This is a genomic window from Mycobacterium noviomagense, assembly GCF_010731635.1.
In the GTDB taxonomy this organism is placed as follows: Bacteria; Actinomycetota; Actinomycetes; order Mycobacteriales; family Mycobacteriaceae; genus Mycobacterium; species Mycobacterium noviomagense.
Genome location: NZ_AP022583.1, coordinates 2,990,840 through 3,005,127, shown reverse-complemented (window position 1 = coordinate 3,005,127; position 14,288 = coordinate 2,990,840). Strand labels below are relative to the sequence as shown.

The 14,288-nt window shown below is 65.8% G+C and carries 14 protein-coding genes; all 14 read right to left on the bottom strand.

What is annotated here, in order from left to right; all coding sequences use genetic code 11:
* Window positions 1-6: 6 nt before the first annotated feature.
* The 14 genes from G6N15_RS14080 to G6N15_RS14015 all read right to left on the bottom strand — a co-directional run bounded on the left by G6N15_RS14080 (window position 7) and on the right by G6N15_RS14015 (window position 14,280).
* Window positions 7-537 (bottom strand): Imm61 family immunity protein, encoded by a 531-nt coding sequence (locus G6N15_RS14080; protein WP_083086361.1) that lies wholly within the window; start codon window positions 535-537, stop codon window positions 7-9.
* Window positions 534-3,257: a WXG100-like domain-containing protein gene (locus tag G6N15_RS14075; protein ID WP_083086364.1), complete on the bottom strand. Its 2,724-nt coding sequence runs from the start codon at window positions 3,255-3,257 to the stop codon at window positions 534-536. The genes G6N15_RS14080 and G6N15_RS14075 overlap by 4 nt, the downstream gene beginning before the upstream one ends.
* A 4-nt stretch (window positions 3,258-3,261) precedes the next feature.
* Window positions 3,262-3,552, bottom strand: a complete 291-nt coding sequence (locus G6N15_RS14070; protein WP_083086367.1) for a WXG100 family type VII secretion target — start codon at window positions 3,550-3,552, stop codon at window positions 3,262-3,264.
* The gene (locus tag G6N15_RS14065) at window positions 3,545-3,856 is read right to left on the bottom strand and encodes a WXG100 family type VII secretion target (protein ID WP_083086369.1); all 312 of its coding nucleotides are present in this window, start codon (window positions 3,854-3,856) and stop codon (window positions 3,545-3,547) included. The genes G6N15_RS14070 and G6N15_RS14065 overlap by 8 nt, the downstream gene beginning before the upstream one ends.
* A gap of 36 nt (window positions 3,857-3,892) precedes the next feature.
* The gene (gene lpqB, locus G6N15_RS14060) at window positions 3,893-5,659 is read right to left on the bottom strand and encodes an MtrAB system accessory lipoprotein LpqB (RefSeq protein ID WP_083086371.1); all 1,767 of its coding nucleotides are present in this window, start codon (window positions 5,657-5,659) and stop codon (window positions 3,893-3,895) included.
* Window positions 5,659-7,317, bottom strand: coding sequence for an MtrAB system histidine kinase MtrB (gene mtrB, locus G6N15_RS14055; RefSeq protein ID WP_083086374.1), 1,659 nt, complete (start codon window positions 7,315-7,317; stop codon window positions 5,659-5,661). The genes lpqB and mtrB overlap by 1 nt, the downstream gene beginning before the upstream one ends.
* A gap of 73 nt (window positions 7,318-7,390) precedes the next feature.
* Complete coding sequence (gene mtrA, locus G6N15_RS14050) at window positions 7,391-8,077, bottom strand: two-component system response regulator MtrA (RefSeq protein ID WP_083086376.1); 687 nt, start codon at window positions 8,075-8,077, stop codon at window positions 7,391-7,393.
* A gap of 56 nt (window positions 8,078-8,133) precedes the next feature.
* Complete coding sequence (locus G6N15_RS14045) at window positions 8,134-8,766, bottom strand: dTMP kinase (RefSeq protein WP_083086379.1); 633 nt, start codon at window positions 8,764-8,766, stop codon at window positions 8,134-8,136.
* 138 nt (window positions 8,767-8,904) lie between these two features.
* Window positions 8,905-10,392, bottom strand: coding sequence for an adenosylhomocysteinase (gene ahcY / locus G6N15_RS14040; protein WP_083086382.1), 1,488 nt, complete (start codon window positions 10,390-10,392; stop codon window positions 8,905-8,907).
* An 81-nt stretch (window positions 10,393-10,473) separates the two neighbouring features.
* Window positions 10,474-11,100, bottom strand: a complete 627-nt coding sequence (gene alkX, locus G6N15_RS14035; protein ID WP_083086385.1) for a TetR family transcriptional regulator AlkX — start codon at window positions 11,098-11,100, stop codon at window positions 10,474-10,476.
* Window positions 11,097-11,279 (bottom strand): rubredoxin, encoded by a 183-nt coding sequence (locus G6N15_RS14030; protein WP_083086388.1) that lies wholly within the window; start codon window positions 11,277-11,279, stop codon window positions 11,097-11,099. Before G6N15_RS14030 ends, alkX begins: the two co-directional genes overlap by 4 nt.
* Entirely contained in the window at window positions 11,276-11,449 is a 174-nt protein-coding gene (locus tag G6N15_RS14025; protein WP_083086453.1) for a rubredoxin, read from the bottom strand. Before G6N15_RS14025 ends, G6N15_RS14030 begins: the two co-directional genes overlap by 4 nt.
* A complete protein-coding gene (locus G6N15_RS14020; RefSeq protein ID WP_083086455.1) occupies window positions 11,449-12,672 on the bottom strand; it encodes an alkane 1-monooxygenase in 1,224 nt (407 codons plus the stop codon). Before G6N15_RS14020 ends, G6N15_RS14025 begins: the two co-directional genes overlap by 1 nt.
* Window positions 12,673-12,771: 99 nt before the next feature.
* The gene (locus tag G6N15_RS14015; RefSeq protein WP_083086390.1) at window positions 12,772-14,280 is read right to left on the bottom strand and encodes an amino acid permease; all 1,509 of its coding nucleotides are present in this window, start codon (window positions 14,278-14,280) and stop codon (window positions 12,772-12,774) included.
* Window positions 14,281-14,288 lie beyond the last annotated feature (8 nt).

The window sequence follows — 14,288 nt, the reverse complement described above, 5'->3', positions numbered from 1 at the left end:
CCGGTGCTACCGGAGGCTAAACAGCGGCTTTCCTTCGGGATCAAGAAATGACGCGACGATGTCGTCGATGGTCGCGGTCACATACACCGACAGCCTCACCAGTCGGTCCGTTCCTGTCCACACGTCTCTGCTGGAGACTGCCACCACCGCGCCGGCAGAATCGATCAACGCCATCCGGTCCTCAACCCCTTCAAACGTGCGTGTGCCGAGGCTGAATCCGGGCGCTAGCTCGTCCCGAGACAGAGGCTCGCGCACGTCCGGCAGTCTGAGATGCTCCCTGACGGATGAGCCGAGATCCCCAAAAAAATACCTCTCGATCGTCTCGATCGAGGGCGCCGCTAAGACGAGATGCTCGGGGCCGCCGCGGTCTAAGTGCGTAATGACGAACCAGCCGTCGCCGTTTCGCCTGACCAAATATTGCAGCTGCCCGCCCTCTTTCCAGAACATCGGGCGCCCGTCTTCGGCCTCGGACAGCCGCCAACCGCCGCTGCGCGCCCACTCCTCCAGTTGCGTAGAAACCTCGATCCGCTTCGTCATTGCAATACGCCCCATTTCTTTCTCAGGTCTCTCACGCTCACTGGCTCACCGTCGGCGTTGAGTATTCGCACTTGTGGCGCGCCCCCGGGCTGGCCCAGCCCCGGTGCAACCTCGGACACTTCGATGCGCCAACCGTCGGGGAGGCGGTCGAGGCGGTAGGCGTTTCGAGGGTCGCCGAGGGAGTCGACGTGCATCGCGCGTTCCTCCCACGATGCCGGCATGCCGTCTTTCATAACCGCGAGATACGCGCCATCGTCCCCTCCGATGCGGTCCACCTGGTCGCCGAAGTATCTCTTGAATTGGTCGAGGTTGCTGAAAGCGACCTTTGTGTGCACTACTGCGCCGTCGTTGCCGGGGAAGTTGTACCAGTGCTCGCCATTCGGCCCCAGCTGATTGAATCGCTCTGCGTATTGCTGTTGGGTGTACGGGTGCCCTTGCGGGTCGCGGCCGAACGGCCCGTCCGGGTCTTTCATGATTTCGGCGACGTCAGGATTTATCCGGCTTGGGCCTGCCGGATTGTGGTCATAGTCCCAATGCTCGTCCAAGGGCTCGCCGTATTGCGGGTCAATGTCATCCTTATTGGGCAATCGCTCCCATCCCTCGCCCGAGGGCTCGTGGGAATGCAGCGGGTCATGTGCGTCACCGTGGTCGCCGCCTCCGCTGTGGCTGCCTTCGCCCCTACCGTCGGCGCCGTCTTCGCCGCCGTGATCACCGCCACCACCGTGGCCATCACCGCCATCAGAACCGCCAGCTCCGCCAGCTTCGGGTGGGGGCTCGTCGAAGGGGTGCACACCACCCGGATAGGAGTCAGGAATCGGCTTGTGGGGCGCTGATATTGGCGCGGATTGCGGTGAATGAGCGCCAGCCAGGCTCGGTTGGGCCGGGATGCTCTCGGGCGTGATCGGCGTGCGCGGCGCTGATGGCACCTCGGCGCCGGGTGCGAGCGACTGTTCAGCCGGCGCGGCGGCTGCAGGTACGGAATGTTGGCCTGGGGACGACGGGACCGGTTCATGCGCACCGTCCGGCGCCGAGGGTTGAGCAACAGTCGCCGGTTCGCGGGGGCCGATGGGCGGCTCGGCCCCATGTGGCGTTGTGGGCGCCGGCTCTTGCGGGCGCGTCGGGGTGGGCGGCTCCGCCCTAGGCGCGGGCGCTGGTTCGACGGGGCGGGGTGCCGGTCCAACCGGCGGTTCACCCTGTCCCGGCGGCAAACCCCCCGGGCGCCCACCAGCCGGCGGGTGGGTCTTGGGCAGATTGCTACCGACATTCTGAAGATCTTTCGTTAAAGCGTCGGAGGTCTTGCTGACATCACCTAATGCGCCGGTGGCCCGACCCATCTCCCCGGCCTCGCCCAGTGCGCGCCCACCGCGGCCAGCCGTCGTGGCGGTCTCGACCTCCTCAGCGGCCCTGCCGGCGGCGCCGGCCGCCTCGGTGCCCCGAGCCGCCGCGCCAGCTTCACCGAGACCGGGGACACCCAGCATCAGAAGGTCACCAATGTTTTCCCCGGCGCCCAAACCGGGCCGGTCACCGCGCCAATCATCGATGTGGAGCAGCCCCTTCGCGAGGTTAGGGCGCGCCTGCGGATCGAGCGCATCCACAATGGGAGCCGTCATCGGATCGCCCAACAACGGCAGCTCGGCTAGGCCCTTCCAAGTAGCCGCGGCGCCCTTGGGGTCGTAGCCGAACCGCAGCGGGTTCAGTGCCTGAACGCCTTGCGGCAGCCCAACAACGTCTTTGATGAGGCCCTCGCCGACGTTGGTGTAGATGTCGAAAGCCGTTGCCAGCGGGTTGCCGACGTCCTCACCCACAAAATGGGTGATCTCGCTGCGCATGTAGATCTGCAGACCGCGGACTAAACCGTCGAGCATCTGCATCCCCTGGCTTAGCTCCTGCTCGCGGGCCTGAGCCTCGCGCATGAGGTTGCTCAGCACCGCCTTGATGTCGTCGGCGATCTTTTTGACCTCGTCGAGCCCGTGGCCCTTGAAGACTTCTACCACCTCATGGAAAAGGCCCGACGGAGAGCCCAACCGGTGCAATAAATCCCGGATCGCATCTTGGGTTCGCTGCACCTGGTTGGCAAAATCGCCCAGACTCTTGGCCAGTTTGTCGCACTCTGCGCCGATACCGGCCATGTCGTCGCCAAGCTTGGAAAAAGCCTGCTGAATCAACCCGCCCTCAGGCATCTGCTGCGCGCCGACCACTGAATTAGGCCCGGCCAACGCATCTTTCGCGCCATGTAGCGCCGCACCGAACGTCCGCCAGCAACCCGCGGCAGCATGGATCTGCGCCGCATTTCCATTGGGCCACAAGTCGCCGACAAACGCTTCCACCACCGACCACAACAGCGGCTCAGGCACCCCGGGACCCAACGTCCCCGGCGCCCCCGGCGCCGCAAAGTCAGCCGGCTGTGCCGGTGGCGGCAACACATCGGCACCACCACCCAACGTCGAAGCAGCCTCCGCCTTGGAGTAATTCGACGCCCCAACCCGCACCTTGAATCCAACGCTGCGGCACGCATTAATCGCCGCTGCCGCCGCCTTCAACGTCGACTCTGCGGCGTCCTGGTATTTCAGTCCGAACACCTCACCGGCGGCGTCCTGACCCGTGTTCGCCCCATATCCGGCCGTCAACGCGCCTACCGCAGCAGCCAGACCGTCACCGACGGCGGACACTGCGGACCCGGCGCCGTCTAACGCAGCGGGATCAACGCCCAGCGGCGCCATCAGCTCACGACCACATGCCTACGTTCTTGGCCATGGCGCCCGTGTAGTTGGCGTGCGCGGTCTTGGCTGCACCTTGCAGCTTGGTCAACGCTTCGCGCATCATCGCCTCACCTCGGCTCCAATGCCGGTGCGCCTCCGCGTGCGCCGCAGCAGCCTCACCGGTCCAGGTGGCGTGCAGATTGCTTACCATTGAATCGATTTCGCTGAGCATGCTTTCGGCATAGCGCTGAAACTCGCTTATGTGCTCGACCGCTTCGGCCAACGCCTCGGGATCGACACGGAATGCCTCAGCCACCCTTGACCCCTCGCAGCGCGTGAGCTGAGGCCGACTCGTTGTGCTGGTAAGCCGTACCGGCTTTGCCGACCGCCTCCGCCAGAATGGACAATCCCAGCATCACCTCGCCGGCGCCGCGATGCCACAAGTCCCACGCCGAGGAATAGGCACGGCCAGACGTTCCCTGCCAACCCCCCAGCATCTCCCCGACCTGGCCATCCAGTTCGGCCAACCTGCTCCGCAGGGCCTCCGCAGCACCGCCCAGCGCCTGGGCGCAACCAGCCATCGCCGCCGGATCTACCCGCAAGATCCCATCGGAATCCACGCAGCAAAACTAACGATTCACCTCGTCGCCCACAACTCAGCCCGGCAGCACGGGCACCGCGCCGGGCACCGTGAACCCCGGCACGTCGTACCACATCTGTTCGTTTTCAGCGGCCGAGCCCGAAAGCTGGCGCACCCCACGAGGATCGGCGACATACACCGCCGACGGATTGGCCGCGATCATCCCCACCGGCGTCTGCAAACCCCTGCTGGGCGCATCGGAGTTGACGCCGTCGAGGTTGACATACGACACCGGATGCTGCGGATCGGTGCGACTCACCGCAAGGTCATCGCCGGTTCGCCACGACAACGACACCACCGACGACCCCAGCCCGAAGCCCAACCGACGGGGATACGTCAGCGCGAACTGGCCGGCCTGCGGCTGCTCCACGCTGGCCAGGATGACCTGTCCGGCAATCACCATCGCGGCGCGCGTCCCGTCCCGAGACAACTGCAGTTCGCTGATCGGACCGGGGAAGCGGCCGGATACCGCGCCCGAATCCACCGGGATGCGCGCGGGCTGACCGGACGCCGGTTCCTGAATGACCCGCAGATCGTTGTTGCCGTCCAGCACCACCCACACCGCGTCGTCGAGCGACCAGCTCGGCCGCGACATGCTGTGGCCGTCGGCGGACGGCACCGCCTCGCCGCCGAGATCGCCAATCCACAGTGTCGCCGCCATGTCGGGTGCGCCCGGCCGCTGCGTCACCACCGACGCCACCCGATGGCCGCCGCGGGACAACGCAGCCGCGGTTTGATCGGGCATCTGCCCGAACGCACCGGCCACCGGGGTGGATCGCTGACCGTCCAGCGACACCAGCGAGCCGCCCACCAAGCCGTGCACGCCCGCGCCGGCACCGTCGGCGACCCCGGGGTCGGTGGCGGCGACATCGGAGGTGGTCCACCCGTCGGTGAACCTGTCGTCCAACGCGGCGCCGTCCGTGTTGATCACATACGGGCCCTTGATGTCCGCCCGGGCCAAGGTCCAAATGATCTGTGCCGCAAGCAGTAGGCGGCTGTGCGGGTCGGTCGTGGACAAGCTTTCCAAATCGATCCGCGCGCCCCCGTAACCGCGGCCCACGCCGGTCTTGCCGCCGTCGGCCCGGGTCACCGGTCCACGCAGCCGCAACGGCGGCGAAAGCAAATTGCGCACCGCCCGGGCCATCTCCGGGCGCGGGCCGGCGATCACCTTCGAAACCAGTTCCGTAGCAAGCTGATCCGGGTCGGAGACGGCGACGTAGCGCGGGTCCGGGACCACAGTCTTTCCGGTCGGGTCGGCGAAGTAGAGCACGTTGCGCTTGTAGGTCGCCTGGAACTGCTGCCAGTCCAAGAACACGCCGTTGGGCAGCCGGTCGATACGCCAACCACCGGACGTCTTGACCAATTCGATCGGGCCGGGATCGGGCAATACACCCTCGGCAGTCTCGAACACTCCCATGTCCGACAGCGAGCCCAAGATGTCCGCCTTCATGTTGACCGAAACTCGTTCGGCACTACGGGTTTCCACAAATACGACGTGGTCGATCAGCAGCGAGCTACCCGCGTCGTCCCAGGCGTTGGACGCCGACTGGGTCAGAAATTGTCGGGCAGCCAGATGCCGGTTGGCGGGATCGGCGGTGGCCTTGAGGAATTCGCGCAGCAGCACGTCGGGGTCCATGCCCGGGGTCGGCTTGGGCAGGTTCGACGGCGCCGGCCGCGCAACCGTGCCGATGGCCTGCGGCGCCGACGACCTTGGGACAGCCGCACATCCGGCGAGTACCACGGCGACCACGGCCACGCTCAGCAGCGCCGCGAACCGGCGCATCACGCGCCCCTTTCGGCGTGCTCCCGCTGGCGGGGTGGGCGCTCGCTGCGTTCGGCCGCAATCGGTTTCATCGGCAACGGGCTGGTGGTGACCTTGTGACCGCGGACCAGCGGCAGCGTCAGCCGGAAGCAGGCGCCCTTGCCGGGTTCGCCCCAGGCCTCCAGCCGGCCCTGGTGCAGCCGAGCGTCCTCGACGCTGATCGCCAACCCCAGTCCGGTGCCGCCGGACCGCCGCACTCGGGACGGATCCGAGCGCCAGAACCGGCTGAACACCAGCTTTTCCTCACCAGGGCGCAGCCCAACGCCGTAGTCGCGCACGGTGACCGCGACGGTGTCTTCGTCGGCGGCCATCCGAATTCGCACCGGTTTGCGCTCGGCGTGGTCGATGGCGTTGGCGATCAAGTTGCGCAGGATGCGCTCGACTCGGCGCGTGTCGACCTCGGCGATCACCTCGCGAGGCGGTAGGTCCACGATCAGCTTTACACCGGCGTCCTCGGCCAAGTGGCCCACATTGGCCAGCGCACTGTTGACGGTCGCTCGCAGGTCCACCGACTCGACCGACAACTCGGCCACACCCGCGTCGTGCCGGGAGATCTCCAGGAGGTCGCTGAGCAGTGTTTCGAACCGGTCCAGCTCGCTGACCATCAACTCGGTGGAGCGCCGCAGCGCGGGGTCGAGATCGGCGCTGTGGTCGTAGATCAGATCGGCGGCCATCCGCACTGTGGTCAGCGGGGTGCGCAGCTCATGGCTGACGTCTGAGGTGAATCGGCGCTGCAGGTTGCCGAACTCCTCGAGTTGGGCGATCTGCCGCGACAGGCTTTCGGCCATGTCGTTGAACGACATGGCAAGCCGCGCCATGTCGTCTTCGCCGCGCACCGGCATTCGTTCGGACAGATGACCCTCGGCGAATCGCTCGGCGATCCGCGACGCCGACCGCACCGGCACCACCACCTGGCGAGAGACCAACCACGCGATGCCCGCGAGCAACACGAGCAGCACGACACCGCCGGTCGTCATAGTGCCGCGCACCAGCGAGATCGTGCTGGATTCGTTTGCCAGCGGAAAGATCAGGTACAGCTCCAGGTTGGTCACCCGCGACGGGGTCGGGGTGCCGATGATCAGTGCAGGCCCGGAGAAGCCTTCGGTGTGCACGGTGGCGTACTGGTAGGCGACCTGCCCCGCCTTGACGAAGTCACGCAGCGACGTCGGCACCTGATCGATGGGCCCGGCGGTGGTCGCGGCGCGCGGACCGTCGCCGGGGACGAGAAGGGCCGCGTCGAACGCACCGGCCAGCCCCGCGCCGGACGACGGGTCGGTTTTCGACGTCAACGTGTTGCGGGCCAGTTGAAGGCTGCTGTCCAGCGAGCGAGCCTCCTCGCCGCTGACGATCCCGCTAACCGTGTTGCGTGCCCGCTCGATCTGTTCGATGGCCGCGCGGACCTTCACGTCGAGCACTCGGTTGGTGACCTGGCTGGTCAGCACGAAGCCCAGCGCAACGATCACCGCGAATGACATTCCGAGGGTCAACACGATCACGCGCAACTGCAGCGAGCGGCGCCAGGCGACGGCTACCGCCCGGCTTAACGCACTCATACCGCGCATCAGCGGTGTCGAAGGCCCCCAACGACTCCGGATGCGTCGCCGCGAGCCCCACATCACAACTGCCGCTCTCCCCCGCAAGCCGGCCGGGCTCCCGATTCGTCACGCGGCCGTGCATCTGCACAGGCGCAGATCACGGAGGTCCGGCCTTGTAACCCACTCCTCGAACGGTCAGGACAACTTGCGGATTCTCCGGGTCCTTCTCGACCTTGGCCCGCAGACGCTGAACGTGCACGTTCACCAAGCGGGTGTCCGCTGGGTGACGGTATCCCCACACCTGTTCGAGCAGCACATCACGAGTAAACACCTGGCGCGGTTTGCGTGCCAGCGCGACCAGCAGGTCGAACTCCAGCGGGGTCAGCGAGATCTGCTCGCCGTTGCGAGTGACTTTGTGGGCTGGCACGTCGATGTCGACGTCGGCGATCGAGAGCATCTCGGCCGGCTCGTCGTCGTTGCGCCGCAGCCGCGCTCGGACCCGGGCCACCAGCTCCTTGGGCTTGAACGGTTTCATGATGTAGTCGTCGGCGCCTGACTCCAGGCCCAGCACCACATCCACGGTGTCGGTCTTGGCGGTCAGCATCACGATCGGCACCCCGGAGTCGGCCCGCAACACCCGACAGACGTCGATGCCGTTCATGCCGGGCAGCATCAGGTCCAGCAACACCAGATCGGGGCGCAGCTCACGGACCGCGGTGAGCGCCTGGCTGCCGTCACCGATGACCGCGGTATCGAAGCCTTCCCCCCGCAGCACGATAGTGAGCATCTCGGCCAGCGAAGCGTCGTCATCGACGACGAGAATCCTTTGCCTCATGGTGTCCATGGTGTCACCACATCGCGATAAAACTCAGCTATCACGCGGGCGTTTCTTCTCGCGGCTCACCCGGCGAGCAACGTGGCGGCCAACTTGCCAGGGTCGACGTCGGCGCCCACCACTTGCCAACGGCCACCCCAGCCCGCGGCGGCCAGCCCGGCGTACACCGCGCCGGTGCGCTGTTGAAGGTCGTCGTCGCGTTCATAGGCGTCGCGGTCGCGGCCCGCTTCCTGCACCGCCCGGTTGCGTGCCCGCTGCCTGGCAAGTTCAGCCGAAACATCAAGGAGCACTTGGCAATCCGGCACCGGAAGGTGCAGCCGGCCGTATTCGATGTCGTGCACCCAAGCGGCTACCTCACCGGTGGCGTCCTGATGCAGGCGGGCGGCGCTGTAGGCGGCGTTGGAGGCCACATAGCGATCGAGGATCACCACGTCGTAGTCGTCACGCAGCCTTTCGATCTGGGCTGCTGCCCCGGCGCGGTCCAGCGCGAACAGCATCGCCATCGCGTAGACGCTCGACGCGAGGTCGCCGTGCTGGCCGCGTAGCGCCTCAGCGGCGACGTCGGCCGGCACGGACTGCCCATAGCGCGGGAAGGCCAGCGTGGCCACCGACTTTCCGCCGGCCTCGAAGGCCGCTTGCAGGCCCCGCGACAGTGTTCGCTTGCCTGCGCCGTCGACCCCTTCGATCGCGATCAGCACGGCGCGAGCCTAGCGCGCTCGCTGGGCAGGCGAGCCTGCACTCATAACGTCGAGACTGCGTTCGTAGCGCGCCGGCGCGCGGCGAACGAGCCATCACCGCAGCGTCGACGCGGTGAACGCAGACTCGATAGGGAGCGCTCAGTAGCGGTAGTGGTCGGCCTTGTAGGGGCCGTCGACGTCGACGCCGATGTATTCGGCCTGCTCTTTGGTGAGTTTGGTCAGATGCCCGCCGAGCGCGGTGACGTGGATGCGGGCCACCTTCTCGTCGAGGTGCTTGGGCAGCCGGTACACCTCGTTGTCGTACTCGTCGTTCTTGGTCCACAGCTCGATCTGGGCGATCACCTGGTTGGAGAAGCTGTTGCTCATCACGAACGACGGGTGGCCGGTGGCGTTGCCGAGGTTGAGCAGCCGGCCCTCGGAGAGCACGATGATCGACTTGCCGCTGTCAGGGAAGGTCCACAGGTCCACCTGCGGTTTGATGTTGGTTTTCCTGGCACCGGAGCGTTCCAGCGCGGCCATCTGGATTTCGTTGTCGAAGTGGCCGATGTTGCCCAGTATGGCCTTGTCCTTCATCGCCCGCATGTGCTCGAGCGTGATGATGTCCTTGTTGCCAGTGGCGGTGACGACGATGTCGGCCTCGCCGATCACGTCCTCGACCGTCTTGACGTCGTAACCCTCCATCAGCGCCTGCAGCGCGTTGATCGGGTCGATCTCGGTGACGGTGACCCGCGCACCCTGGCCCGCCATCGATTCCGCGCAGCCCTTGCCGACGTCGCCGTAGCCGCAGATCAGCACCTTCTTGCCGCCGATCAGCACGTCGGTGCCGCGGTTGATGCCGTCGATCAGCGAGTGCCGGCAGCCGTACTTGTTGTCGAACTTGCTCTTGGTCACCGAGTCGTTGACGTTGATCGCCGGGAACGCCAGATCCCCGGCCGCGGCGTACTGGTAGAGGCGCAGCACGCCGGTAGTGGTCTCCTCGCTGACGCCCTTGACCGACTCGGCGATCTTCGTCCACTTGTTCTTGTCGGTCTCGAAGCGGTTGCGCAGCAGGTTCAGGAACACCTTGTGCTCGGTCGAGTCGTCCTCTTCGGCGGGCGGCACCACACCGGCCTTCTCGTACTGCATGCCGCGCAGCACCAGCATGGTGGCGTCTCCGCCGTCGTCGAGGATCATGTTCGCGGGCGCGGCGGCGCCCGCGATATCAGGCCACGTCAGCGCCTGCTCGCAAGCCCACCAGTACTCCTCGAGCGTCTCGCCCTTCCACGCGAAAACCGACGTGCCCTTGGGCTCCTCCGGGGTGCCGTGGGGGCCGACGACCACCGCGGCGGCGGCGTGGTCCTGGGTGGAGAAGATGTTGCACGACGCCCACCGGACTTCGGCGCCGAGCGCGGTCAACGTCTCGATAAGCACCGCGGTCTGCACGGTCATGTGCAGCGACCCCGAGATGCGGGCACCTTTGAGCGGCTGCACTTCGGCGTACTCACGGCGCAACGACATCAGCCCGGGCATCTCGTGCTCGGCGAGCTCGATCTCCTTGCGGCCGAAGTCCGCCAACGACAGGTCGGCGACCTTGTATTCGATGCCGTTGCGGACGTCGGTGCTCAGCGCGTTTTCGGTGGTCGTCATGGTCTGCACCCAATCCTCGTCGATTCAACTAGTTAGCTTGCATACACATTAGTCGTGATCCGGCGCCGCCATCATGCCGGGTCATTGCGCTTCTATGACGCCGTACCGTTCGGCAGCCGGGGTGAACAGCCGCGCCAGATCGGCGGCGACGTCGTGGTCGGCTTCCGGCGGCATCGAGACGTAGCTGATGGCCAGCCGCACGATCGCCCGAGCGAGTATTCCCGCGTCGTCTTCGCTTGCGTTGACCCAGCTGTGGATGAACGAAGACGTCAACCGGTCCGAGCAGTGCGTGATGATGGGTCCGCTGTCGGTGGTGATTAACTGGAGCAGATCGGGTTTGGCCACTCCGGACAACAGCGAGATCACCAGCGGGTCGGCGGCTGACTCGGTGAAAAACGCCCGAAAGCCCTCGAGAAACGCCGCGTAGATGTCGCCGACATTGTTGTAGATCGCGGCCTCGACGAGGTCCACCAGTCGATCCGCCAGCCGCAGCGCATACCCCTGCGCGAGGCCTTGCCGCGACCCGAACTCGTTGTAAATGGTCTGCCGGCTGATGCCCGCTTCGCGCGCCACGTCGGCCAGCGTGATGGCCGACCAGTCGCGGGTCAGCAGTAGTTCGCGCATCGCGTCGAGCACCGAATCGCGCAACAGGGCCCGTGACGCCTCGGCGTACGGGACCCGTTTCACATGCGCGAGGGTAGCTGTCATGAACGCGCGACTTCCACCATCTCGAAGTCGGACTTGGCGGCGCCGCAGTCCGGGCAGCTCCAGTCGTCGGGGATGTCGTCCCAGCGGGTGCCAGGCGCGATGCCGTCTTCCGGCCAGCCCAGCGCCTCGTCGTACTCGAAGCCGCACTGCACACACACGAACAGCTTGTAGTCGGTCATCTGCTTGCTCCTATCTTTTCGAAGTCGATCTTTTCCCGTACCCCGCAGTCGGGACAGCACCAGTCATCGGGGATCTGATGCCAGGGTGTGCCGGCCGGAAAGCCTTCCCGCTCAGCGCCTTTGGCTTCGTCGTAGACGTAGTCGCAGACCGGGCAGCGGTAGGCGGCCATCATGCTGCCGCCCCGTAACGGGCCAGCAGCTCCTGCCGGCGGCGGGGATGGACGTTGACGCGGGTGATGTCGCCGCCGTAGTGGGCCAGCACGCGGTGGTCCATGACCTTGCGCCACAGCGGCGGAACGTAGGTCAGCGCGATCATCGACGCGTAACCACTGGGCAGGCTGGGCGCGTCGGGGAAGCTGCGCAGCGTCTGGTAGCGCCGCGTCGGGTTCGCGTGATGGTCGCTGTGCCGCTGCAGGTGATACAGGAACAGGTTGGTCACGATGTGGTCGGAGTTCCAGCTGTGCTTGGGAGTGCAGCGCTCGTAGCGGCCGTTGGCCGTCTTCTGCCGCAGCAGCCCGTAGTGCTCGAGGTAGTTCACCGCTTCCAGCAGCGAGAAGCCGAAGACTGCCTGGATGACCACGAACGGGATGAGCGCCGGGCCGAACACCGCGATCAGCACGCCCCACAACACAACCGACATCAGCCAAGCGTTGAGCACGTCGTTCGACAGGTGCCATGGGCTTTTGTTCAGCCGCCGCAGCCGCTGGGCCTCCAGTCGCCAAGCCGAGCGCAGGCTGCCAAACACACTGCGGGGCAAGAACTCCCAGAATGTCTCACCGAAGCGGGACGATGCCGGGTCCTCCGGCGTGGCCACCCGTACATGGTGGCCACGGTTGTGCTCGATGTAGAAGTGCCCGTAGCAGGACTGGGCCAGCGTGATCTTGGACAGCCACCGCTCCAGCGACTCCTTCTTGTGGCCCATCTCGTGCGCCGTATTGATCCCGACCCCACCGAGCGTCCCCACCGTGAGTGCCAGGCCGATCTTGGCCGGCCAGCTGAGCGACCCCTCGAAGCCCAGCCAGCTCAGGTCCGACGCCGTGAACAGATATGCACCGACCACGACGCTCGCGTATTGGAACGGGATGTAGAGATAGGTGCAGTAGCGGTAATAGCGGTCGTTCTCCAGCCGCTCCGTGACTTCGTCCGGCGGGTTTTGCCCGTCGGGACCAAAGCGCAGGTCCAGCGCGGGCAAGACGATGTACAGCAGAATCGGACCGATCCAAAACAGCACTTGGGAGGCGGTCTGCCAGCCGGCCTGGTTCATTGCCCACACGATCGGCAGGGTCACCAGCAGCGCCGTCGGCGCGATCAACCCGAGCAGCCACAGGTAGCGCTTCTTGTCTTGCCACACCACCACGTCGGCATCGGCTTGCTTGGCCACGTCACCGGCCATATCGTCCACCCTCCTCGTGAGTCAGAGCACGTTGAGAATGGACAATACAGGTGATTGTGTCTTCTGACTAGACACAAAGCCATAGTTTGTATACGGAAGCTATGGCGCCGCCGGTGTCGGTTCGGGTTCCGGGCTGGTGTCGTCGCTGGGTGGCCGATTGGCCAGCACCGAGTGTTGGCGGCCGTAACCGAGATAGATGGCGACGCCGACGACCATCCAGACCGCGAATCGAATCCACGTCAATGCGGTGAGGTTGAACATCAGCCACAGGCACGCACACACCGACAGGACCGGCAGCAACGGCGACCACGGAACGCGGAAACCCCGCCGCAGCTCTGGACGTGTTCGGCGCAGCACGACGATCCCGGCCGACACCAAGACGAACGCGAACAGCGTTCCGACGTTGACCATCTCCTCGAGCTTGGCCATCGGGAACACTGAGGCCGCCACTGCGACAAGCACAGCGACCAGCACCGTGATCCGCACCGGCGTGCCGCGTGGTCCCGTCACAGCCAGTAGACGCGGCAACAACCCGTCTCGGGACATCGCGAACAACACCCGGCACTGGCCGAGCATCAGCACCATCACCACGGTCGTCAGCCCTGCCAGCGCCCCGATCGAAATGATGTGGGAAGCCCAACGCACTCCGTTTGCGGTGAAGGCGGTCGCCAGGTTCGCGTGCCGGCCATTGGGGGTGTCCCGCAGCTGGGTGTATCGAACCATCCCGGACAGCACCACCGAGACCGCGACGTAAAGCACGGTGACGATGCCCAGCGTGGCCAGGATGCCGCGCGGGACATCGCGGTGCGGATCCTTGGTCTCCTCGGCCATGGTGGCCACGATGTCGAACCCGATGAACGCGAAGAACACGATCGACGCGCCGGCCAACACTCCGTACCAGCCGTAGTGGCTGGTTTGCGCGCCGGTCAACAGCGACAACACCGATTGGTCGACACCGGTTCCGCCGTGCTCGGTTTCGGGCGGGGGGATGAACGGCGAGTAGTTGGCCCTCTTGATGTAAAAGGCCCCGACGATCACCACCAGCACCACCACCGAGATCTTGATAGCGGTGACGGCGGCGGAAAAGTGGGACGACAGTTTGGTGCCCAGCGCCAGCAGGGTCGCCACGAGCGCGATGATCACCAGCGCACCCCAGTCGAGGCTGTAAGGGCCGAAATTCACTGTCTCCTTGGCGAATCCGAACACCATTCCGAAATAGCTCGACCAGCCCTTGGCCACTACGGCCGCGCCGATGGCCAATTCCAGGACCAGATTCCAGCCGATGACCCAGGCCAAAAATTCACCGAAGGTGGCATAGGAGAAGGTGTAGGCGCTGCCCGCGACGGGCAGCATCGAGGCAAACTCGGCGTAGCACAACGCTGCGAGCCCGCAGGTGGCCGCGGCAATCAGAAACGATATCCATATCGCCGGGCCGGTGATGTTGCCGGCGGTCGACGCGGTGACGGTGAAGATGCCCGCGCCGATCACCACCGACACGCCGAACACGACGAGGTCCCACCAGGAGAGGCCCTTGCGCAGCTGGGTGCTCGGTTCGTCGGTGTCGGCGATGGACTGTTCGATTGACTTGGTGCGCCATCGACCGGCCATGAACCGGG